Raw genomic sequence first — 24,654 nt, 5'->3', positions numbered from 1 at the left:
TTGTTCTTTGTTTCGAATGTACCGCTTCCCAGCGCTATTTGGATAGTATTCGACTGGCTCCCATCGGATACTAAGCGGGCACTGAACCGAGAAATGCATCAGGATTTCTCGGTGAATGCCCGCGTGCCGCCAAAAAGCGCTTCGGAAAGGTTAGAAAATACCAGTTCTGCGGCCAGCTGACGGAGTCCATACAAGTTTCCCACACCCATCTTTCCGTACACTACCTACATCTACAAAGCGTCATTACTCACCTAAACCCAAATTTAAGATAAAATCGTTCCCTGTAGTATTAGAGCATATCAGAAAAAGAGGAACTGCCTCAGCAATCCCTCCATTGACCAACCGGGTACACAAAAGACCTAATTAAATCAATCAATCTCTAATTCATGTATACCCATATCTGACTCTATTTCCACATAGATCTTTCTTATGCCCGTTCGTCTAATAAACACCATCAACTGTCCATTGTATGTTTTTCGCTCATTCGAAGAATACGGCGTAACATCGGACAAATCTCCATTTTCGATTCCGGCAAGTTCCCCATCTCCATTTACCTGGATTTTAATCTCTCGGTCATCCCCGATTGGGATCTGACCGGCATCATCCATAAGTTTGATCTCTAATTGATATAGATAACCCGGTCTTGCAGAAATTTCATTCCAGCAAGTATTTGTTATAGCATCTTTTCCTTTCCACAAATCCCATACTATTTTCTTTGCTCCATCTGAGGTTTTTAGTTGATGGGTCAAACAAATCCTTCCACTCGCATCACAAGCGACTGCTTTTAAAATGCCAGGTTCAAACGGTATCCGAAAGCAAAACGTACCATCATCATGGAGCTGGTTCTGTCTGCCTGCCTGTTTTTCATTTAAATATAGTTTTACTTCCGGGAGATTAGAAAAACATTTAACTAAAATCATCTCTCCTATTTCATAATTCCAGGTATCACTAACCGGAATCCACTCTTGCGTTCTTCCATCATCCTTTCTTGTGGAAATGTGCAAGACATCTTCTTTACTCCAAAAGGATTTTCTTTTATAAAATTCTGGTTTTCTATATCCGGCACAGGTTATAATTCCAGCCGGTGAACCATGCACAGGCCAGCCCTGTGCCTCTCCCAGGTAGTCAATACCGGTCCATAAAAATTGTCCACTGATATATGGATTTTCCTTTACTGCCAGCCATGCCTGGTAGCTATGGTTGTTCTCACTTCCCAAAAATGGTTTGTCAGGGAACTCCTTGTGATCGTCTGCATACAGGTGTTCCTTATAGTTATATCCTACAACGTCTAATGGATGCAAAAGACCAAGTTTGGACGAAAGTTCCGGAAATGCTGCTGCTAAGGTAACTGGTCTTGTCTTGTCCTCCTGCTTAACAATATCTGAAAGCCTCTTCGCCAAAACTGTCAAACGCTTTGTATTTGGTCTGTTAGGATCATACATACGCTCTGCAGCGGGCTTATTTGAATCGTTATTACCAGTCATAGTTTCAAACATGGGATGACAATAAGGATCATTTGGATAATCTACTTCATTACCAATGCTCCATAAGATTATAGAAGGATGATTTCTCCCCCGCCTTACCATCGCTTTTAAATCAGCTTCATGATATTGGGGGAAATCCTCAAAATATCCCTGATGCTTAGGGGGATATACATTATGCCCGTCAGACCATTTGTTCTTGGCATTCTCCCACTCATCAAAAGCCTCATCCATCACGAAAAATCCCATACTATCACAAAGTTGATATAACTCCGGCATATGTGGATTATGGCTGCATCGAATTGCATTACATCCACAGTCTTTCAGTATTTCCAGTCTTCTCTGCCATACTTCTGCCACCATAGCCGCTCCCAGACAGCCTCCATCATGATGTATACAGACTCCTTTTAGCTTTGTTTCTATGCCGTTTAAAAAGAATCCTCTTTGTGCATCGAAGCAGATCGTCCGAATACCGACCATCTCTTCCTGCACCTGATAGGGTGCCTTATCATCAATTTTGTAAAAGGTTTGCATCTTATATAGATTCGGTTCTTCGGGTGACCACAGTTTTGGATTAGATACCATGCCAGACATGATACATTTTTTGGTCTCAAGAGCATTTAAAACTGTTTTATCCTTTATTCGTAAAGCGATATTTCCACATGCATCTGATAAAATAGTCTCTATATTAACCGTGACGCTTTGATCTGACGTATTCTCGATACAATTAGCTACCTCTATCTGTGCAGCATCCCTATTCATCTGTTTTGTCTGAAAAAAGATTCCATACTCTTTTGGATGCACTTTCTCTTCTATCAAAAATGTAACTTTTCTAGTAATACCACTTCCGGTAAACCATCTTGAATCTGCAATATCCGTATGGTTCACCTTTACACTGATCTCATTATCCATTTCCTCCCCAAAACATAAAAACGAAGTTAAGTCATAGGAAAAGGTAGTATATCCATTTGGTCTTTTCCCCAGATAGTAACTATTACACCAAACCTGGCTGTTTTTATAAATCCCGTCAAAAACCACACGGATGCATTTTCCTTCATATTCTTTGGGAAGTGTAAAATGCAGCCGATACCAGCCGACTCCGCCGGCAGTGTATCCCGTTCCACTGGAATATTCTTTTGAAAATGGAATTTCAACGGACCAGTCATGAGGCAGCCTGACACTTCTCCACTGACTATCATCAAATCCTTTATACCAGGCTTCTTCACATTCTCCTAAATGGAATTTCCAATTTTCATTTCTATTTTCTATAATTGTATTCAAGTTTTTCACCATCTCTTTCATCTATTGAAATCTGCCGCATTATTCCGGCTAAACAGTTTTTTTTAATTCAAAGTTTCCCGATTTGTATTCTCTGGCCTTTCATTAACGAAATGTATGATAGGCACGAAATTCTTATAGCATAAGAAACCCGCCAGAGCAAATCCATAAAGTATCATATAGACAGGTACATATTGCAGCAGTATAAACGTGCCAAGACAAATCATTAAACTTAAATTATATCTGCCCGCCTTAACAATGCTTAGTTTCGCGTTAAGTATAACTGCCTCTTTTCCCGTCTGCTTCCATGTGCTAAAGACTATAAATAAATTCACACTAAAGGTAATCAGAATGCACATAAAGAAAATTAGAAACCATCTGAAACCTTCCATAATTTGTAATCTGTCCGTCATCGTTAATTCACTTAAAATTAGGATCATCAGAAAATCCAGTATTATCGTAACTTTTAAACAGGGTAAAAAATTCGCTTTAAGGGATTTCAGGTAGCAAATAATGATCCCATTGTTTTTTTCCACATCCCGTAAACTTTCAAACATCGCATAAAGAGATGGTCCAACCGTCACTCCCGCTGCAAAAAACAACGGCGCTGTCGTGAGCTGAAATTTTACAAATAAGAAAAGGCCCATTATCGGCAAGTTTACCAGAAAGAACAGCATATTTAGTTCCAACAGCCAGAGAATATAATTCAAATAACTGATATATCCATAAACCTTATAAAAATCTTTCTTCATTACACCGCTGCCTTCCTACTTTTACTTTGTACCACTGTTGCCAATTCCAAGATTAATATGGAACAGACTTTTCTGCCCCGCAAAATAAACTACAATCTGAGGTATGGATAAAAGCAGTGACATGCACATACATACAGATAAATTAATTGCTCCTGTAGGATTTGAGGATGCAGAAAGATTTGCTGCTCCAAGCGCCAGAGTCATCCTGTTGGTATCCGAAATATAGATTAATGGTCCAAATACATCTCCCCACGTTGCATTAAAAGTGAAAATTGCGATAGCACACAGAGCAGGTTTAACTAATGGTATTACAATCTTTCGGTATATACCCATGTAACTTAATCCATCAATCTCAGCCGCCTCATATAGCTGACCTGGTATAGCAGAAATAAACTGTCTTGTAAAAAATATATTATAGGCTGATCCAACCCACTGTGGAATAATGAGCGGCCAGACAGAATTATAAAGTCCAACCCTGGTAAATAAATAAAATACCGGAATAAGTGTAATCTGCCCTGGCAGCATCATTGTACACAGCATAATTAAAAACAATTTATTTTTATGTTTGTAACGCATTCTCGCAAAACCAAATGCTACAAAAGTACTGGAAAACAGCTGACCGGCAATACCTAATGCTACTACTAATAACGTATTTAAAAACCATGTTCCAATTGGTTTTTCTCCGTCAAATGCACCGGAAAACAGCTCCGTAAAATTCTTCCAATAAAACTCCTTCGGCATCATGGTGAACAGCTCTTTGGCATTGGTATCCGGAGTTGCCAGTGCAATGCTAATCATATATAAAAAAGGGCAAAGAAGGATACCTGCAAATAAAATCAATATAATATACGTAATTATTTTTGAAGTCTGCGACATATTTTTATCTAACATTATTTTATCTCCTCCTCATAAAAGACCCATGCGCTGGATGATTTCAGTACCAATACAGACAGAATCATAACAATTATAAACAGCACCCAGGCCATAGAAGACGCGTATCCCATTCTGAAATAACTAAAAGCATTGCGATACAGGTAAGGCACAATCATACTGCTGGCATAATCCGGTCCGCCATCCGTCAGCATGTATACCTGGGTAAAAGTCTGTAAGGAACCAATGATACCTGTAATAAGATTAAAGAAAATAATTGGTGTAATCTGAGGAATTGTAATCTTGCGAAACATATAAAATCTGGTTGCACCATCAATAAGAGCTGATTCGTACATTTCCTCGCCCACACTATTGATAGCAGAAAGCAAAAGAATCATGGTGCCTCCCACTCCCCAGATTGCAAGAAATACAAAACCGAACAGTACATAATCCTTACTGAGCAGCCATGCAGGTCCCTTTATTCCAAAAATCCCCAGAAATTGGTTAACCAGACCATCTGTTGCCAGAATACGCTTAAACAGGATACAGGAAGCAACTGCCGGTACCACAGCCGGTAAATAGTACAACGTTCTGAAAACCCTCATCCCTTTTAATCGGAAACTAAGTAAATATGCCATAGCAAGGGATATCAGTAAACTCAGCGGTACGCTGATGATCGTATAGACAAACGTATTTCTTAAACTAATCATGAACCTGTCATCTTCCAACAGCCTTTGATAATTATGTACACCAGTAAAATTTATCTTGGAAATAGAATCCCAGTCTGTAAAGCTAATCAGAAAGGAAAAAATCATAGGACCAATCGTCAAGACCAGAAAACCGATCAGCCATGGAGATATAAATATAAAAAACCACCGTTTTTGATTTGCTTCTCTTCGGGAACTTACCGCTTTTTTTGAATGTGACATCTCTTATTCCTCCTGTCCTATTTGTAATACTTGATAAGTTTCTTCAATTTCCCATCCATATTTCTAAGTGCCTCATCAACAGTTTCTCTTCCTAAGAGCATCTCTTTAATTCTCGACTGCAGTTCACCTGTCAATTCACTGCTATATGCTCCTTTGGAGATTCCATCTACTTTCACCCTGCTTTGTTCCAATCCAATAACATCCAGACTTAACTTTTTACCATTTACCTCCTGATTGACGAAGGTATCACTTCCTAATACCTTGAGATTCGCCGGACAGTCTGCAAGGGTTTGCGCCAGCATATTTTGCCCCTCTTCTCCTGTCATAAATTGGATAAACCGCCATGCTGCCTCTTTTTTCTCAGGGCTGGACTGCTTGTTAATGGACAATGCACTTCCCATAGCCCATGCTGCCGGTGTCTCTTGGGTTGGTGTAGGCGCAATATCAAAGTTGAGTTCATCCATTTTTGTATATGGTTCTACATTCCAGAATCCGGTTAAAATCATGGCACAACGCTGCTGTGCAAAAAAGTTATCCCCATTAGATCCAGACTTTTCTAACTCTTCATAAGGAATAATCCAACCATTTTGATAACATTTATTATAGTCTTCCATGAATTCTTTCATCTGAGTTGAATCTACACCAATTTCATAATCCTCATTTACGATATTTGCCCCATAGCTTAAAATTAGTGGACCACATGTTCCCAGATAATCTGTAGAAGCAGCCCCCCACTGGTCAGTCTCACCATCTCCATCGGTATCCTTTGTCAACCGTTCACATGCTTTCATATAATCATCCATCGTCCAGTCCTTATCCGGATAAGAAATACCGGCTTCATCAAACATATCTTTGTTATAATAAGTGATTGTTGTACCGCCTCTGTCAGGTAAAGCATAGATACCTTCATCTGTTTCATATCCATCCATACCCCCACCAAATGTTTCCTCCAAATCTAAATCCGATTCTTTAACCGGTCCGCTTAAATCCTCCAATACCCCTTTTTCTGCAAATGTAGTGCAACTGCTTGGCTGTACCTGCAGAACATCCGGTGCATTTTTACCAACAAACATCGTTTGTACTTTTGTATCATAATCTGAAGCAACCGTAGTTACTTTCACCTTAATATCCGGATTCTCTTTTTCAAACATGGCAATGCGGTCTTTATAACAACCGATGTAAGTAGAGTCACCACCCCAGTGTATAAATTCAATCTCAATTTTTCCGTCTGTATCTTTTTTTTGACAACCGCAAAAAAGAAAGGTACAGACAGATGCTGCCAGCATAAGCTGCAATAATTTCTTATTCATAATTCTGCCCTCCTGCTTCTAAAAATGATACCCGTTCCAAATTCCTGACCTGTGTTTTACCTTGTCTTAGTTGATTGTAATAGACTGAAAGCGATTTCACATTTTTATAGAGCAATAAGATATTATGCATAATATTTTTATCTTATCCTGTAACAAAACGACAAATATATACAATTTTTTAATTATTTCTCTAGTTATTATTTTATATTTTGCAACCGCTTTCAAAAATTATTATAACAAACCATACGAAATAATCAACATGTTTCTTGCCATCATTCATGAAAATAGCAGAATCCACAATTTGTATGAACTCAAATTGTGGATTCTGTATATATGTATTTTTAATTTTATTTTATCATCCTGCAGGATGACCTGATAATTAACGAAACATCTGTAATCTGCTCTTTTGGCATCTCTCTTCTCTCTGCAGCCCCTATTGCAGTTTCAACCAGCTTCTTTGAAAAATCCTCGTAATCGCAGGCAACACCGGTTAAATCCGGAATTAATATACTAGATAAAATGGTATTGTCAAACCCTATGATTGAAATATCCTCCGGGATTTTCAATCCTGCTTCCCCTATGGCTTTCATGACGCCACAGGCAAAAAAATCATTGATACAGATCACCGCTGAGGGAAGTGATTTTTTTAATAATTCTTTCATGCTATTGTAGCCTGAATCAAAATTATAATTTTCGGTTTCTACCAGGTACTCTTCGCGGTATTCCAAACCATGTTCCCTTATAAGGCTTCGGTAACGAATTCTTTTATCTAAGGTTGATTTCACCGTCTTACAACCTCCCATAGCTGCAATTTCCTTATGGCCTAAATCAACTAAATAATTCATGGCAAGTTCCATCGCATATCCTTCATCCATCCCAATCTTATAACAATTTACACCTTGAGGCCGTCCTGTAGCTACTACTGGAATTGTTTCAGAAATCCGATTTATAATCTCTACATATTCCTCATCTGCTACTACCTGATCTACATTTCCCCCTAGTATAATAATTGCATCTACACACTGTTCATACAATTTTTGTATCTGTCGCTTTTCCAGTTCAAAGTCACTCAAAGAACTGAGCATCATTAGCATATAGCCTCTTTCATTTGCTACACGTTCACATTCTGCAGCCATCTTGGAATAAAACACATTCTCAATATGCGCTACCACAATTCCAATCATTTTTGTTCTCGAAGTACTTAGCCCTTGCGCCAGAGCATTCGGTTTATAATCATATTTGCGGATAGCCGCTTCCACTCGTTTACGTTTTTCTGCACTGACTCTGGCCGCATTGCTCATTACCCGTGAAACGGTAGAAGGTGAAACGCCAGCTTCTTCTGCAATTGTATAAATATTAGCTCGATCTTTTGCCATTCTATTTTCCAGCTTTCCTTCCAACTCTATTTTTCTTCATTATAGACTAAAATCGGAAATGGTACAACCCGTAAATGCCAGTTGTTACAGCATGACGGTTCAAAAGCAAAGGAATATCAGACTGCCTTATTCCCGGGAATTTGAAATCAGATAACTCTTGTCAGCATTTCATGATACTGTTCTGCTATATTTAATGCATGGTCTCCGATACGTTCAAAATCTGTCAGCAACTCGGAAAAGAAAATACTTGCGTCAGCGATACATTCGCTCTTTCCCATCCTCTCCATCTGCTGTTTCAGATTCTCATTTCTTATATCATCAATTTTCTGTTCGTCACGGGAAGTTTTCTCCAACATCGTTTTTATATCAGATACATTGCTGCCAGCCACATCTTCCAGAATCTGAAGGCTCATATCTCTCATAATCAGTATCTCTTTTTTTGCCTTATCTGAAAAATTAACATTCATTTTCTTCATACTGACAGCATATCCGAGAATATTCATGGCATGGTCACCGATTCGCTCCAAATTACCAAGAATCTTGTAATATCCACTGATTTTGACCGAATCTTCCGCTGCCATCTCATGGTGCATAACAGACACAATATACCGGGAAACCTCTGCATTCAGATAATCAATATAATCCTCCTTCTGCTCCAGCTCCTCTTTATCATTTGATGAGCTGTGAAGTACGGCATCAAAACTACCGGTAACGGTCTCACAGACCATGTTCCGCATCCGCTCGATCTCCTGGTCAATCTGTGTCAGAACCAATGCCCCCTGCCCCATTGCATAGTGGCTTTCAAAGGGCTGTATGTATTGCAGATGCAGCATTTCTTCCTGTTCACTTTGTTTATCCGGCAGAATCTTTTCTGCCAGATGTGCCATATAAGTACCAAATGGCAGCAAAAGCAGCGTGGTGACAATATTAAACACCGTATGTACATTGGCAATCTGAGCCACTGAATTCCCGGGAGTAAGTTGCTCCATAAGAACTGTAAATGGAGTGATCAGACAGATTACTGTAAATATAAAAGTTCCGATAACATTAAACATCAGGTGAATGACCGTCGTCCGTTTTGCATTGGTCTTAGTGCCAATGGCTGCTAAAACTGCTGTGATACAGGTTCCGATATTCTGTCCGAACAAAATGTATACTGCGCTGGACAGAGGAATCATACCGGTACCGGCCAGAGCCTGCAGGATGCCGACCGAGGCTGAGGAAGACTGTATGATGGCAGTAAAGACAGCACCAATCAAAATACCTACCAGCGGATTGCGGAAGGTTGTCATGAAATGGATAAAGGTTTCGGAGTTCTGAAGAGGTACCATAGCAGAACCCATCATATCCATACCGATGAAAAGCACACCCAGACCTGCAAATATTTCACTGATATGCTTTACTTTTTCATTCTTAACAAAAAGAATTGCTGCAACGCCCAGAAAGGCGATCAGCGGAGCGATCATACCGATATCCAATGCGATCAGCTGTCCGGTGATGGTGGTACCGATATTGGCGCCCATGATTACCCATACCGCCTGTTTTAAGGTCATAAGACCAGAGTTTACAAAACCAACGACCATAACAGTCGTAGCTGAAGAGGATTGGATTACTGCCGTTATGGCTGCTCCCGCCAAAACTCCTTTAAACCGGTTGGAGGTGAGTTTTTCGAGGATTTGTTTCATCTTGTTTCCGGCGGCCATCTCTAAGCCGCTGCTCATCATCTGCATGCCGTATAAAAACAAGGCAAGACCGCCGAGAAGCATTAAAATATCAGCTAGTTCCATTCTTTTTTCTCCCATTCTTGTCATAATATTTACACTGTAACCTGTGCATAACCAAAAGATACGCAGAATTTACAGCGGACGCTTTTTCCCGTCTGACTCATGGGTAATATTCAGTTTGTCATAAAACTGGACGGGCAGCGAAGCCCGATATAAGAACAGCAAAAATACGCCTCCGCCGAACATCATGTAATAGATACTCTGAGGCATATACAGTTCTGAGATCCAGGAACCAGAAGACAGATCTCCGCGAAACAGACTGTATACCTGATTTAAAAGGACTCTGCCCGGAGGCACAGAATGTTCCAAAACCTGCTCATTTATGGTGTGCTCCGCAGTATAAATGCTATACTGGTTTTCCGTACCGGCAGTCTGGGAATGGTAATTATCCCGGTGAGCGGAAGCAGCTGGAAAAAAAGTGTTTCTTACTGCTGTCTGCACAAAGAAGACAGCTGCTAAAATAAAGATCACACAGGCAATTTTGTTTATTATATGAAAGCTTTTCATCTCTTAATACAGCACTACTGCGCATGCTGAGCCGCATTCTTGAAGTATACGGCCTAAATTTCCGTTTTTGATACGCATAGTATTTTCTCCTCAGTACATTTGTTGCTTTCTCTATTATAATCTTACTTTTCTTTTTCTGCAATCATTTCGTGGATAAATCAAATTTTCTTTCGAAACTGACAAATACTGACATGGAACCCTTGAATCCGGGTTTTCTATGGGCACCCTGGATGTTAAAGGATATGTGCCACTTATAAAGCGGTTTTGGGTAGCAAAAAGCCGCCTGCTCCTTTTTGGAGCAAACGGCTGTGGTTAATAGCGGGTACTTATGTATCACATGTGTTTAATTAGTAAAATAAAGAAAATCCGCACAGGGGCGTTCCGCTCCACCAGAAGGCCTGTTTAAAACCTTTCCATCGTAATAAAGTGTTGTGGATCCTCCGCCATCTAAATTGTAAGCATAGCGGCATCCCCATTTTTGAAGCTCCGCTATTATTTCATAATGGTTTAGCCCAAGTGAATATCCTTGTTTTCTTCCATCGGCAACAAGAAGTACATAATCATTTGGTCTAATCATCCCTACCACTGTTCGTGGATCTTTATAACTTGTAACACCTAAATTTTGAATTATATCTGGTGGTAGTGCAATTCCATTATTTATCAACACTGGGCTAAAATTATAGGTATCTTTGACTCCCATATCTAACAAAGCTTGCCCCCAAAGCCCCATTGGCGGCGTAAACATTGTTCCATCCTTCTTAATGGCCATCGTTGTATAACTTGTAGCATAATTACCATAGATCTTCCCATTTTTGATACACATTCCCTTTGGTGAGGGTTGGCCTGATGCATAATCAAAAGCGCTTCCATTAACACCAATTATACCACCATTTTGAGGCACAGCTTGTGAAGTTAATTGTCTTGTACCACCATAAGTCCCATATGACAAAGCAGATTTTAGCTGCTTAGGACTACTAGTCTTTATTCTCGCCACCCAGTACACAGAACTATAATTCTGCTTTTTATTAATCTTCACTGACAAGGTACTGCTGCGGTATTCCAGATAAGTAGCCGTATTGATGCTTTTGGTATTCATTTTTCTGGAAGCATCCATAACCCCTTTGGAATTCACATAGTAATAATACTTGCCTTTTTTCAGCCAGGTATTTTTTTGCAGTGCACCGGAGCTGGAAAAATAGTAATTCTTTTTCTTAACTGCTGTCCACTTTGTCTTCATTACACCTTTAGAATCCAGGAAATAGCGGTCTCCCTTTGAAGTAATCCAGCCCGTTTTCTTTTTCCCTGATTTGGTATAATAATACCATTTGCCGCCGATTTTCTGCCATCCACCTCTGAATTTCGGAATCCATTTACCGTCTTCCCCGACAAAATAGCTTTTGATCCATCTATTCGTCAACATGTAGCCCTTTGAGCCAAGATAATAATCCCCAACCCAGCGCTTCTTCAGCATTTTGCCTTTTCTGTCGAAATAATACCATTTTTTATTGATCTTTTTCCACTTATTTTTTACCTTTTTCCCGGAAACATAGTAATACTTCGAACTTTTTACCGTCTTCCAGCCGGTTCTCTTTGCCGCCTGTGCCGTAGAATCGCTCAAAGCAAAACCGATCAATACGCAGAATAATAAAAGGATCATCCGCAATTGTGTCTTTTTCCTGTTGTACTTCAAAGAATAGCTCCCCCTTTTTATTTCTTCAGAGCATATGTAAAGAATACTCTTAGTAGATTTTAACAGAATTGTAACATTTTCGCAATAGGGGGACTACAATTTATAGGATAAACTTTTACGGGGAAATTTTTATGGGATGTTAATAAATCCCGGGAAAAGAGCGGGAAAACACCACTCTTTACCTCTGCGCAAGTTCTTTCGTAATATCCTCCCATGTAACGCCTCTCTCAACCATGAGTACCATTACATGATACAGGAAATCCGATACCTCATATTTGATTTCTTCCGGATCCGGATTTTTAGCTGCAATTACGATTTCCGTAGCTTCCTCGCCAACTTTTTTCAGGATTTTATCAATGCCTTTATCAAAGAGATAATTTGTATAAGAACCTTCTTTCGGATGATCCTTCCGGTCTTTGATTACTGCATATACATCATCGAATACTTTCATTGGATTAGTATTGTCGTATTCTTTCTTTACCAGATCACGGTAGAAGCAGCTTTGGTGTCCCGTATGGCAGGCTGCACCTACCTGGGAAACTTTTGCCAGAATCGTATCATTATCACAATCGATCCGAAGTTCTTTTACATACTGCAGGTGTCCGCTTGTAAGCCCTTTTGTCCAAAGCTCGTTCCGGCTTCTGCTCCAGTATGTCATCTTGCCTGTCTTAATTGTAGTCTCGAATGCAGGCTCATTCATATATGCCATCATAAGTACTTCCTGTGTTTTATAATCCTGGACTACTACTGGCATCATTCCATCGGAATTTAACTTAAAATCAGACCATTTAAGCTTGCTTTCATAGGTGTTCACCACAATGTCCCTTCTTTTAAGTTCCCCTTTTAAATCCATCAGATCTATGGATGGATCTGATAATAGATTACCGGATATGCCGGATACCTGTTCGATGGATAAAAGTGCAATCATCTTTTCCTTATCCAACAGCGACAGAATCGGTACGGCTCCTACAGAAACAGCACTTACTGCTTCGTATAAATGAAGGTTATCACCTAATAATAAGACTTCGCTTGTATAGGTCTCAAGGAGTTCCTTTTGCTCTTTTAATAATGCAAAATTATCTGCACATGCCGCAATTTTCTCTTTGCCAAAGCGCTTGGATACTTCCGGCATTAGATCCAGGTTGCTTTTCTTAGCCATATTTAAAAAGGCTTTTTTGCAGCCTGCGTATATCAGTTTTTTTACATCTTCTACTCTTTTTATATTTCCGCCGCCCAGGATGGGAATATCTATTTCTCTTGAAATTTCTTTAATCAGCTTTAAAGATTGGTCATGTTCGCTGTCCGTATTGGATAAATCAAAGATGATTAATTCATCCGCACCATTGTTGCTGTAATGCTGTGCGAGCTTAACCACATCTCCATCTGCAAATACACGGTTATCGAAAAATCCCGTTACGGCAATTCCTTTTTTAATAAAAATATGAGGTATTAATTTCTTATGTATCATTACAAACTCCCTTTCGTTGATAACACGTCCATTATTCTGGAATCATAAGTAACTGCTTCATCTAAAGCCTTGGCAAATGCCTTGAACATTGCTTCTGCCATATGGTGGTTATTCCCCGGTGTCAAGACCTTCATATGCAGATTCATTGCCGCTGCATATGAAACGGCATAGAAAAACTCTTTTACCATCTCGGTATCCATATCGCCCATACGGTCCGCGCTAAAAGATGCATCATAGGACAGATACGGTCTGCCGCCTAAGTCAATGGCACAAAGCACCAGTGTTTCATCCATGGGAAGTATAATATCACCATAACGGCGGATTCCCCTTTTGTCCCCTGCAGCTTCCCGGATAGCCGTACCCAGTACAATTCCGGTGTCTTCGATTGTATGATGGCAGTCTACGTCCAGATCCCCGGTTACACAAACCTTAAGGTCAAATAATCCATGTCTGGTAAAGCCATCCAGCATATGGTCAAAAAAACCTATGCCGGTATGGATATCTGATTTTCCCGTTCCATCCAGATCCAGAGTAAGGCTGATCTGGGTTTCCCGGGTATTTCTCTCAATTGTTTTTATCCTGGTCATAAATGCCTCCTATTTTTCAAAGCGGACTTTAATAGAATTCGCATGGGCGGTTAGCTGTTCCGCTGTTGCAAATTTAATAATGTCCTCATGAATTGGCTCCAGAGCTTCCCTGGAATAATAAATAATACTGGATTTTTTAATAAAATCATCAACACTTAAAGGAGAAAAGAATTTCGCTGTGCCATTCGTAGGCAATACATGGTTTGGTCCTGCAAAATAATCGCCCAAAGGCTCACTGCTGTACTCTCCGATAAAAATGGCACCTGCATTTTTAATTTTGGTCATTACCTGGAAAGGATCTTTCGTTACGATCTCCAGATGCTCTGATGCGATTTCATTTACCGTATCAATTGCATCTTCCATATTTTCAGCGATTAAAATATAGCCGTAATTATCAAGGGATTTCTGAATAATTTCTTTTCTGGATAGCTCCGCGGTAAAGGCATCCACTTCTTTCGATACTTCCTTTGCCAGTTCCAGGCTGGTTGTAATAAGAATCGCCGAAGCCATCTCATCATGCTCTGCCTGGGATAAAAGGTCTGCTGCAACAAACCTGGGATTGGCTGTCTCGTCTGCAAGAACCAGTATCTCACTCGGGCCTGCAACAGAATCGATGCTCACATGCCCATAGACTGCTTTTTTCGCCAGCGCCACATAAATATTGCCGGGTCCTACAATCTTGTCTACTTTAGGGATACTTTCCGTACCAAATGCCAGTGCCGCGATTGCCTGGGCACCGCCTGCCTTATATACTTCATCCGCCCCTGCCTCATGGGCTGCCACAAGAGTAGAAGGATTTACTTTACCGTCTTTCCCAGGTGGTGTTGTCATAATAATCTTCTCAACACCTGCTGCCTTGGCTGGCACAATATTCATTAAAACAGAAGATGGATAAACTGCCTTGCCCCCAGGAACATAAACCCCTACTTTAGAGAGCGGTGTTACCTTCTGGCCCAGCATTGTTCCGTCCGGTTTGCTGTCAAACCAGCTGTACTGCCGCTGCTTTTCATGATAGGAACGAATATTTACCAATGCTTTCCGGATCACCTCTACCAGACTTTTATCCACCTGTTCATATGCTTCCTGAATTTCCTCTTCCGTCACCCGGATATTCTCTGCACCTATATCTGCCCCGTCAAAACGCCTGGTATAATCAAAGACTGCCTTATCCCTGTCATTTTTTACATTCTGGATAATCTCTGTCACACGTCCTTCAAACTCTCCGTAACTGTTTGGACTCCGCTTCAAGAGGTCTTCCAGTACATTCTGCATGGTATCTTTCGTCAATTCAACAATTCTCATAATAACCTCCTAGGTTTTCCTGCACTTATAAGACTGCTTTTAAATCCGTTAAAAGCTTCGTAATTCTGTCGTTTTCCATTTTCATACTTACCTGGTTTACTACCACCCTTGCAGATAACGGACAGATTTCTTCTAAAATCTCCAATCCGTTTTCCCTGAGCGTGGAACCCGTTTCCACAATATCCACAATTACTTCCGAGAGTCCCACAATGGGCGCTAACTCAATCGAGCCGTTTAGTTTAATAATCTCCACCGTCTGATGCTTTTTATTATAAAAATAATCTTTTGCAATGTTCGGATATTTCGTTGCAACCCGGATTAATTCCTGGTGCTTTAATAATTCTCTTGCAGAAGCCGGACCGCAGACACACATCCTGCATTTTCCGAATCCCAGATCCAGTACTTCATACAGCTTCCTCTGTTCCTCTGCAATGGTATCTTTTCCTACAATTCCGATATCAGCCGCACCATACTCTACATAAGTGGGTACATCCGGACCTTTAGACAAGAAAAATTTCAATTTCAGTTCCTCATTTACAAAAATCAGTTTCCGGCTGGTCGGGTCTTTCATTTCTTCACAGGTAATTCCTATTTTTTCAAAAACCTCCAGGGTCTGTTTCGCCAATCGTCCTTTCCCAAGGGCAAACGTTAAATATCTCATTATCCTCCTCCAGTGCTGCATTTACTGCAGCTTTAAATATAGTGGGTGTGAAATGTTTTCTTTCACACCTTATCCTCCAGTGCTGCATTTACTACAGCTTTTTTTATTATAGCAATAACGTTGTAAGTTCCGCAGGTTTCATAACCTTCGTTTCTGTATTTACAGAGAGTATTCTATCCTTTTCTTCGAAATACAAGATTTCCGTAATGCGGCTGCGCCTTGCAAATATCAGATAATCCTCTAAGGACAGACTTTCCTTCTGACAGATCAGTTCCACATAATTATTTTCTATCCGAAGATGCTTTGCCAGTGTAATCGCTTCTTTTCTCTGCTCTTTTTTATATAAGATCAGACGGTTTACCTGCTCCACCGGCACATCGATTTTCTGTCTGGACAGAGCTGTCAGCAGCTGGTCTACTACCACTACGAAACCTATAGACGGCGCATCTTTTCCGAAATGTCCCATCATATGGTCGTAACGTCCGCCTTTCACTATGGCATCCCCTGTTCCAAAGGTATATCCCCGGAAAATAATCCCGGTATAATACATATAATTGCTGATCATTCCCAGATCAAAAGAAACATATTTCTCAACACCGTAATATTTCAAAATGCCATATAGTTCTTCCAGTCTTGCAATTGCTTTCAGTGCTCCTGGATTAGAAGTAAGGAGTTTTGCCCGTTCCAGTGCATCCACTGTTCCAAACAGCTGAGGAAGGGTTGCAAACACATTTTTTAATTCTTCACTGATATTCTTTTCAGATAACAGTTCTTCCACACCAAACATATTTTTATTGGAAATCAGTTCACGCAGTTCTTCCTCTGTCCCCACATTTTCCTCATCAATCCCTGCTTCCGTTATCAGGCTTTTGAAGAATTCCACATGACCGATGCTGATCTGGAAATCTTTGAGTCCTGCACTGCGCAGTGTCTCAATGACCAGGGTGATAATCTCCGCATCTGCATCCACACTGTCATCTCCGATAAATTCCGCTCCCAGCTGGGTTGTTTCTTTTAAACGCCCCTGATAACTGGAGTTGTTAATAAAGGTGTTGCCCATATAGCAGAGACGCACGGAAAGATCTTCTTCCGTGAAATACTTTGCTGCTGCCCTTGCAATGGACGGTGTAAAGTCCGGTCTTAAAACCAGTGTGTTTCCTTCTCTGTCAAAGAACTTATACAGATCTTTGGATGGAATGGTTCCAACATCCTGACCAAATACATCAAAATATTCAAAAGTCGGCGTTTCTATATCCCGGTAGCCATAGGATTTTAAGACTTTATGCAGATTGTCCTGTAAAGTAAGTTTCTTTTCACACTCTGCATTATAAATGTCCCTGACACCTTCCGGCGTATGTAATAATCGTTGATTCATCTCTCTCTCCTCTTTCTGAAAATCTTAATTCGCTTTACTTTATCGTGGTAACGTGATAATTCACTACTATATAAAATTATTTAACATTATAATAGATGGACGAAAAAAAGTCAATCCCTCATATCTAAATCCTTTTGCAGTGCATCTAAATAAGGTACTAAAATACCACCTTTACTCTCCAGCTTAAATTCCTGGGGAAGTTCTTCATAACGAAAGCTTTTTCTGCCGCCTTCTGCCGCCCTGTCCCAGAAAAATTTCACTCGCTCATAGGGCAGATAAAAAAATTCATTCTTTTTGGTATAGAAGATAATCAAAAAAGAAATCCCACCCTGCTGTTCAAAGGTTCCCATAAACTGTACCTGATGCTCGTGGATATTCTGGAGCGCGAAAGTATCCGCATTACATTCTTTTGCGTCAAAACAAACAGGTATTCCCTGCACTGCTCCAATATAATCAACCGTACTTTTCTGTTCAAAATATGCCAGTGTAATATGACGGTTTTCTTTATCAATTCTGATTGGAGTAATCGGAGTGGGGATTTTCTGAATCAATGCCAGTCCCTTTTCCTGATACTGTTCGTTAGAACGGTTGATTAAGTCTTCCAATGTGGACCCTCGAAGTCCTCTTGAATTCCATGTAGACATATGGATGATCCTTTCTTTTTTATGTTTCAAATCAATCAGGAAACGTTTAACATATCCCAAAGACCTTGTCAAACACAAGCGGCACTTTAGCCGTAAATTCTTTTCCAGAAAGATAGCCCAGTTCCCCTTTGATCTGCGGCATCACCAATTGATAGGAATGAAGCATCTGATATTTGACTCCAAATGCTTCTGCAAACTTCTGATTTACTTTTCGGTTTCCATATTTGGCATCTCCGATTATGGGATGTCCGATGGATGCCAGATGAGCGCGGATCTGGTGGGATCTTCCTGTGATCAGCCAGACTTTTAATAAAGTAATACCATTTTTCGTTTCCAAAGGCGTATACTGGGTGTGTATGGGAAGCGCACCTTCTGTACATTCCCGGCTGATCTGTACCTTATTTTGCTTTTCATCTTTTGTAAGCCAGCCATCAATCGTCTGCTCTTTAGCCACTTCTCCAGAAACCAGGCAGAGATAATATTTGTGCAGGCTCCTGTCCTTAAAAACCTCAGCCATGGTCTGCAGTCCAATCAGCGTTTTCCCTGCTACGATCAAACCACTTGTATTGCGGTCTAAACGGTTGCAGACTGCCGGACGGAAAGTCTTCAGTTCTTCCCCGGTAATCTGCTCTGTTTCAAGAAGATATGCAAGCATTTCTTCATTTATGGAAATATCACTGCTCTTCGCCTTTTGGGAAAGCATATTTGCCGGTTTATTCAATAGGAGTATATGCTTGTCTTCATAGATAATCTGAAGTTTACTGGTCATTTTAATGTTGGTAATATCCGTATTTTTCTTTGAAAATTTTTCAAAAGTTTCATCAGAGAGAAAAAACCGTATTTCATCATGAAGTGCGGTTTTTTCATTTCCATTTGCTTTTTTGTTGTTCAAAGTTATATTTTTTTTACGAAGCATTTTATAGAGGAAGCTTTTGGATGCTTCACTTAGATATTTTGCCAGCAGTTTATCCAGACGCTGACCGGCTTCATTTTCATTTACAATTACTAATTTCATATTTGTACCGCTGCATACTGCAGTCCAGAGGGTTTCTGAAAATTCATTCCCGCCATTTGTAGAAAGCAATTTTCAAACACTCTTTTGCCTGCAAAGCTGTCACCTTTCTTCCTCGTTCTTATAAAGAGATCGCCAGTATTACATGCTTCATCAATTCGCTTCTGCTAAGATCCGGATAATCTTCACTGGGGGTAAAGGTTCCCTCTGCTTCCAGTTCCTCTTTCTTTGGATAAAGCATATCAATTCTTTCCAGATAATGTTTCAGATCGGTAAAAATTTTTACATTTGATTTATATCCGTTGCCTTTCAGTATCTCCTTTATATGCTTTTCTGCAAAAGATGGGTCTGCCTTTGGACTGCTGCTATACCCTATGACGTGAGTGCCGCATACCACCAGACTGTCAATGGGGGTATTTTTCTCATAAGCAGTAATCGTCAGCTCATAAGCGCAAACCATATCTTTTACATGAGACTGAATCTTCTGATAAATCTCTTCACTTATAGGCTTTTGCATAAACATCATCACCATTCCAACTGCAGAGCGGCTTGCCGGAAGGCATCCCATAACTGCCACGAAGGTAAACATATTAAGTCTTGTGCCTGTTTGAATCAAACCGGTCACAAATATAATTACCGGAATCAGGAACAGAATAAATGTTATCAGTCCCCGCTTTTTCTTCTGGGAAAGAATATAGCCGCGTTTTCCCTTTGAAACTTTCTTCATCCGTAATCTCCTCACAATTCTACTTATTTTTCTGCCGTTATTATTTACCGGGACGCTGGGTTTTTACTTATTTCTTCTTATGCACGTTCCGGATTGTTTTCTTCTTCACCGGCTTATTCTTATCTTTTCCATTGCCAAACGAAGCACCATTATTTTTTTCACTTTTTCCCCCATTTTTATCCCCCGACGGCTTACCATACCTGCCGGATGAATAACTGGAAGATTTCCCTTCCCCTCTTATAGGGCGAATCAGGCATTTTTTATCAAACCCAATCAGATCTGTGCGGTGTGCTTTGGTCAGAGCCTCCGTTACCAGTTCCAGATTTTTTGGATTCCGGTATTGAATCAGCGCTCGCTGCATTGCTTTTTCGTGGGGATTATTGGGAACATAAACCGGTTCCATTGTCCTTGGATCTACGCCTGTATAATACATACACGTTGAGATAGTCGACGGCGTCGGATAAAAGTCCTGTACCTGTTCCGGCATATATCCCAGATCGCGAAGATATTCTGCAAGTGCCACTGCTTCTTTTAAAGTAGAACCCGGATGGGATGACATCAGATATGGTACCAGGAACTGATTCTTCCCACATTTTGTATTCAGGTCTTTATATTTATGCACAAATTTTTCATAGACACTACGCTCCGGTTTGCCCATTTTACTAAGTACTTTATCCGAAATATGCTCAGGGGCTACTTTTAACTGGCCACTCACGTGATGCTCCACCAATTCTTTAAAAAATGAATCATCCGGATCATAAATTAAATAATCAAAACGAATGCCGGATCGGATAAATACCTTTTTCACATTTGGCAGTTCCCGCAGTTTACGCAAGAGCGACAAGTAATCACTATGGTCTGTTTTCAGATTCTTACAAGGAGTGGGGAACAGGCATTGCTTTTTGGGACACACACCTTTTTCAAGCTGTTTGTCACATGCCGGCTGCCTGAAATTTGCAGTAGGACCTCCCACGTCATGAATATATCCTTTAAAATCTTTCTCCCATATAAACTGGTTTGCTTCAGCCAGGATTGATTCGTGGCTCCTGGTCTGGATGATTCTTCCCTGGTGAAAAGTCAGGGCGCAGAAGCTGCATCCCCCAAAACACCCCCGATTGCTTACCAGACTATACTTCACTTCTTCAATTGCCGGAATCCCGCCTTTTTCATCATAAGAAGGATGCCAGGTTCTCATATATCCAAGAGAGTAGACCCGATCCATCTCTGACTGGCTTAAGGGCTTTGCAGGTGGATTCTGCACCACATGCCACCCGTCCTTATAGCTTTCTACCAGACGTTTCCCGGTAAATGGGTCGGTGTTGCAATACTGGACATAGAAACTTTTTGCATAGTTCAGCTTGTCTGCTTTCAGTGCTTCATAGGGCGGCAGTGAAACCGCATCATAAACGATGGATAAATCTTTCGTTTTAAATACGGTTCCATCAATAAAGGTCAGATCTTTCATTTCAATACCGCTGTTCAGTGCATCTGCAATTTCTACAATGGAACGTTCTCCCATACCGTAAGAAATCAGATCAGCACCTGAATCCAGTAAAATGGAGCGTTTTAGTGCGTTCGCCCAGTAATCATAGTGTGCCATCCTGCGCAGACTGGCTTCGATACCGCCAATGATAACCGGCACCTTTTTGTACACCTGGCGAATCAGATTGCAGTAGACAATTGTCGCATTGTCCGGCCGTTTCCCCATTTCTCCTCCTGGACTGAAAGCATCTGTTTTTCTTCGCTTCTTGGATACCGAATAATGGTTCACCATGGAATCCATATTTCCTGCTGAAACAAGAAAACCAAGCCTCGGCTCTCCAAGCGCCATGATACTTTCTTTGTCTTTCCAATCCGGCTGGGCAATAATCCCTACCTTATATCCGTTTGCCTCCAGCATGCGGCTGATCACCGCGTGGGCAAAGGAGGGATGATCCACATAGGCATCCCCTGTTACATATACAAAATCCAGCTGGGCAATGCCGCGCGCCTTCATATCTTCCCTGTTTACGGGCAGAAACTGCTTACTCATTCGTACTCCTGTCCGCCTGCTGTCTGCAGGCATAAATCAATTGTAAAACACGCTGCTAACGAAGATGTTCATACGTATTATTTAATACATCATGATAATTCAAAATATAATAATCTGCCAGGGCTTTCTTTTTCTCAATCTGCCCCATGGAGAATGCATCCTCCACTGCACATACCTTCATTCCGGCGTTCTTACCCGCCAGAATCCCCATGCTGATATCTTCAAATACCAGGCATTCCTTTGGTGCAACCCGAAGATCCTCACTTACTTTAAGGTATATATCCGGAGAAGGTTTTCCTTTTGCCACCTCACAGGCGGTCCGGACTGCATCAATCCGGTCATCCAGATGCTGTGCATGCATCACTGCCTCCACAAGTCCTCTGCCATTACTGGTTGCAATCCCCGTTTTAATACTGCGCTGCTTCAGTTCGTCCAGGAACTCAGATGCGCCGGGTTTTAGAGGCACCTCATTGGCATACTTATCATACGCCATATCCATCCAGTCCTGTTTGATCTCCTCTGTGGTTTTGGGAAGGAAAAATGCGGTCCTGAAATAATCAGCGGTCTCTGTAAAACTCATACCTTCAATCGCCTCATGAAGTCCTGCCGGTACCTGAATCTGAAATCTGTTCAGGTATTCTATATCTATCTTGGGCCACATCCACATGGAATCTGCCAAAGTTCCGTCTAAGTCAAATATGACCGCTCTGATTCCTTCTAACATCCGCTTCCTCCGATCCTTTCTATTTCCTCTCCGGTCAACGGGCGGTATTCTCCCTTAGCCAGATGTTCATCCAGACTGATTGCTCCCATTGACAGGCGTTTTAAATACACAACCTGCTTTCCTACCGCTTCAAACATCCTTTTTACCTGGTGAAATCTCCCCTCCCGTATGGTAAGGCACACTTCTGATATTTCACCGCTGGTTAAGATCTCAAGATTCGCCGGCAGTGTAGGTTTGTCTTCACCGATATCCACGCCCTGCAAAAATGTTTCCTGATCCGCTTTTGTTACCATTCCATCGACTTTTGCATAATAAGTTTTATCCACATGTTTTCTTGGAGAAAGCAGTTCGTGGGCAAGGGCACCGTCATTTGTAATCAGCAAAAGCCCTTCTGTATCTTTATCCAGCCTTCCCACCGGGAAAAGTTCCTCTTTCTTCCCCGAAGAGATGAAATCCATCACTGTTTGATGCAGGTTATCCTGGGTGGCTGTCACACAGCCTGCCGGCTTATGGAACATGTAGTACTCATATTTCCGGTATGTCACTGGACTTTGACCGACACACACCGCATCCCTGTCCGAATCCAGCTTCATCTCAGGCTTCTTAACAACTTCTCCATTAACTGTAACCAATCCTTTTCGGATCTGGCTCTTTACTTCTGTTCTGGTTCCCGCTCCTGCGTTAGCCAGATATTTATCTAATCTTATCAGACTCATTTACTGTAATCTCCATCCAGGGTAATATTTATTCTTCAGCGAACCATTGGCTGCTTTCGCAAATCCCAGCGGATATCCATCCACACAGACCAGAATCCAGCCTTTTAAGCCCTTCGCCTCGGCATCCTCAAGTTCTATCGTTTCACCCTTTAAGTATTTCACCGTCCGCTCATCACTGCCTGAAAAAGAGATGCTGTATGCTGCCTGGTCTCTTTTCAGACTCATCGCCAGTGCCTGGCTTGGCTCAAAACGGTTTTTCTTTATTTCTCCCAGATATAATCCTGTACGCAGAAACCGCAGTCCCCGGATATTACCAAGGGCTTTTGGTATGGCATAAACCCGGTTATCATATACAGTAATATTCCTGTCCGTAAAATCCAGCCTTAAATACTGGTCAAAAAATTCCTGGCATTCTTTTGGCAGCACCTGCTTCTTCTTTTTTGTCTTTGCGCCGGTATCCGTGGCAACGAAATCCCCGTTCTTTTTTAGAAGTGCCGCAAAATGTCCCTCTCCAGCCATTTTATGGGGCCAGATACGGACGCAGTTCCTTAACTGCTCATCTCCACCGGCAGCGCCTGGAATCCCTTTATCGAATCCCTTATAGCCTTTCATCGGTATCACTTCAAATTCCGTTCTTTCCGACAGCAGAGTGGCAATCGAACACTCATCCTCCAGTGCAGAGAACGTACAGGTGGAATAAAGCAATAAACCGCCCGGCTTTAACATATCGGCTGCCATCAGCAATATTTCCTTTTGAATGCCGGCATAATATTCCGGTCCATGTTCTATCCAGCTCTTGATCATAGCCGGATCTTTGCGGAACATCCCTTCTCCGGAACAGGGTGCATCGATTAATATTTTATCGAAAAAGCCTTTAAAATAAGGCAGTAGTTTCTGTGGGGATTCGCTGGTTACCAGAATATCCGGTAGTCCGAACAGCTCCAGATTCTTCAAAAGACCTTTTGCCCTGGAATTGCTGATATCATTGGCAACCAGGACTCCCGTCCCCTTTAATTTAGCTCCCAGCTCCGTTGCCTTTCCACCGGGCGCCGCACAGAGATCCAGCACACAGTCCCCCTCTTTTACAGGAAGTCTGTCTGCAGGTATCATCGCACTTGGCTCCTGCACATAGTATAACCCTGCATGGTAATGAGGATGCTTCGTAACGGCCTGTGAGTCGTCATAAAAAAATCCATTTTCCACCCAGGGTATTGGCTCTAATGAAAAAGGCGTCAGTTTTAAAAATTCTTCTACCGTTATCTTACTTGTATTCACACGAAGACCATGAACCCGTTCCTGGCCTGCGCTGTTTAAATATGCTTCATATTCCTCTGCTCCCAGCAGTTCCTTCATGGAATCCGCAAAGTCCTGTGGTAAATTCATTTATTGCTCCTTTGTTGAAGAGCGTCTGCACGCTCTAATCTATGTA

22 protein-coding genes are annotated in these 24,654 nt (G+C 41.3%); all 22 read right to left on the bottom strand.

The window, feature by feature from the left end; all coding sequences use genetic code 11:
- Nucleotides 1-98: 98 nt before the first annotated feature.
- The gene (locus tag CD03_RS38865) at nt 99-221 is read right to left on the bottom strand and encodes a hypothetical protein (RefSeq protein ID WP_255348080.1); all 123 of its coding nucleotides are present in this window, start codon (nt 219-221) and stop codon (nt 99-101) included.
- Nucleotides 222-368: 147 nt separating this feature from the next.
- A complete protein-coding gene (locus tag CD03_RS33400; RefSeq protein WP_242849090.1) occupies nt 369-2,783 on the bottom strand; it encodes a glycoside hydrolase family 2 TIM barrel-domain containing protein in 2,415 nt (804 codons plus the stop codon).
- 41 nt (nt 2,784-2,824) lie between these two features.
- A complete protein-coding gene (locus tag CD03_RS0112995; RefSeq protein WP_027294022.1) occupies nt 2,825-3,511 on the bottom strand; it encodes a hypothetical protein in 687 nt (228 codons plus the stop codon).
- 21 nt (nt 3,512-3,532) lie between these two features.
- Nucleotides 3,533-4,402, bottom strand: coding sequence for a carbohydrate ABC transporter permease (locus CD03_RS0112990; protein ID WP_027294021.1), 870 nt, complete (start codon nt 4,400-4,402; stop codon nt 3,533-3,535).
- Entirely contained in the window at nt 4,402-5,310 is a 909-nt protein-coding gene (locus CD03_RS0112985) for a carbohydrate ABC transporter permease (protein WP_197041662.1), read from the bottom strand. Before CD03_RS0112985 ends, CD03_RS0112990 begins: the two co-directional genes overlap by 1 nt.
- 17 nt (nt 5,311-5,327) lie before the next feature.
- On the bottom strand, nt 5,328-6,620 hold the full coding sequence (locus CD03_RS0112980; protein WP_044289352.1) for an ABC transporter substrate-binding protein: 1,293 nt from the start codon (nt 6,618-6,620) through the stop codon (nt 5,328-5,330).
- A 347-nt stretch (nt 6,621-6,967) separates the two neighbouring features.
- Entirely contained in the window at nt 6,968-7,996 is a 1,029-nt protein-coding gene (locus tag CD03_RS0112975) for a LacI family DNA-binding transcriptional regulator (protein ID WP_027294018.1), read from the bottom strand.
- Nucleotides 7,997-8,142: 146 nt separating this feature from the next.
- A complete protein-coding gene (locus CD03_RS0112970) occupies nt 8,143-9,783 on the bottom strand; it encodes a Na/Pi cotransporter family protein (protein WP_027294017.1) in 1,641 nt (546 codons plus the stop codon).
- 69 nt (nt 9,784-9,852) lie between these two features.
- Complete coding sequence (locus CD03_RS37820; RefSeq protein ID WP_156042885.1) at nt 9,853-10,251, bottom strand: hypothetical protein; 399 nt, start codon at nt 10,249-10,251, stop codon at nt 9,853-9,855.
- 379 nt (nt 10,252-10,630) lie between these two features.
- Complete coding sequence (locus CD03_RS36055) at nt 10,631-11,977, bottom strand: phosphodiester glycosidase family protein (protein WP_027294015.1); 1,347 nt, start codon at nt 11,975-11,977, stop codon at nt 10,631-10,633.
- 178 nt (nt 11,978-12,155) lie between these two features.
- A complete protein-coding gene (gene hisIE, locus CD03_RS0112950; RefSeq protein WP_081820238.1) occupies nt 12,156-13,445 on the bottom strand; it encodes a bifunctional phosphoribosyl-AMP cyclohydrolase/phosphoribosyl-ATP diphosphatase HisIE in 1,290 nt (429 codons plus the stop codon).
- Entirely contained in the window at nt 13,445-14,032 is a 588-nt protein-coding gene (hisB, locus tag CD03_RS0112945) for an imidazoleglycerol-phosphate dehydratase HisB (RefSeq protein WP_027294013.1), read from the bottom strand. The genes hisIE and hisB overlap by 1 nt, the downstream gene beginning before the upstream one ends.
- A gap of 9 nt (nt 14,033-14,041) precedes the next feature.
- Entirely contained in the window at nt 14,042-15,334 is a 1,293-nt protein-coding gene (gene hisD / locus CD03_RS0112940) for a histidinol dehydrogenase (protein WP_027294012.1), read from the bottom strand.
- Between the two features lie 25 nt (nt 15,335-15,359).
- A complete protein-coding gene (gene hisG / locus CD03_RS0112935; RefSeq protein ID WP_027294011.1) occupies nt 15,360-15,995 on the bottom strand; it encodes an ATP phosphoribosyltransferase in 636 nt (211 codons plus the stop codon).
- A gap of 106 nt (nt 15,996-16,101) precedes the next feature.
- Nucleotides 16,102-17,370, bottom strand: a complete 1,269-nt coding sequence (hisZ, locus tag CD03_RS33390; RefSeq protein WP_044289349.1) for an ATP phosphoribosyltransferase regulatory subunit — start codon at nt 17,368-17,370, stop codon at nt 16,102-16,104.
- A 110-nt stretch (nt 17,371-17,480) separates the two neighbouring features.
- A complete protein-coding gene (locus CD03_RS0112925) occupies nt 17,481-18,014 on the bottom strand; it encodes a Holliday junction resolvase RecU (protein WP_027294010.1) in 534 nt (177 codons plus the stop codon).
- A gap of 46 nt (nt 18,015-18,060) precedes the next feature.
- The gene (locus CD03_RS0112920) at nt 18,061-19,029 is read right to left on the bottom strand and encodes an RluA family pseudouridine synthase (RefSeq protein ID WP_027294009.1); all 969 of its coding nucleotides are present in this window, start codon (nt 19,027-19,029) and stop codon (nt 18,061-18,063) included.
- A gap of 118 nt (nt 19,030-19,147) precedes the next feature.
- Complete coding sequence (locus CD03_RS0112915) at nt 19,148-19,753, bottom strand: hypothetical protein (RefSeq protein WP_044289347.1); 606 nt, start codon at nt 19,751-19,753, stop codon at nt 19,148-19,150.
- Between the two features lie 67 nt (nt 19,754-19,820).
- Entirely contained in the window at nt 19,821-21,785 is a 1,965-nt protein-coding gene (locus CD03_RS0112910; protein WP_027294007.1) for a YgiQ family radical SAM protein, read from the bottom strand.
- Between the two features lie 55 nt (nt 21,786-21,840).
- A complete protein-coding gene (locus CD03_RS0112905) occupies nt 21,841-22,509 on the bottom strand; it encodes an HAD family hydrolase (RefSeq protein ID WP_027294006.1) in 669 nt (222 codons plus the stop codon).
- Nucleotides 22,503-23,225 carry a pseudouridine synthase gene (locus CD03_RS0112900; RefSeq protein WP_044289345.1) on the bottom strand — a complete coding sequence of 241 codons (723 nt, stop codon included), beginning with the start codon at nt 23,223-23,225 and terminating at the stop codon, nt 22,503-22,505. The genes CD03_RS0112905 and CD03_RS0112900 overlap by 7 nt, the downstream gene beginning before the upstream one ends.
- A complete protein-coding gene (locus CD03_RS0112895) occupies nt 23,226-24,608 on the bottom strand; it encodes an RsmF rRNA methyltransferase first C-terminal domain-containing protein (RefSeq protein WP_027294004.1) in 1,383 nt (460 codons plus the stop codon).
- Nucleotides 24,609-24,654 lie beyond the last annotated feature (46 nt).

Source organism: Robinsoniella sp. KNHs210 (genome assembly GCF_000686105.1).
In the GTDB taxonomy this organism is placed as follows: Bacteria; Bacillota; Clostridia; order Lachnospirales; family Lachnospiraceae; genus Robinsoniella; species Robinsoniella peoriensis.
Note: the sequence above shows the minus strand (reverse complement) of the source record. Positions and strands in the feature narration are given on the sequence as shown.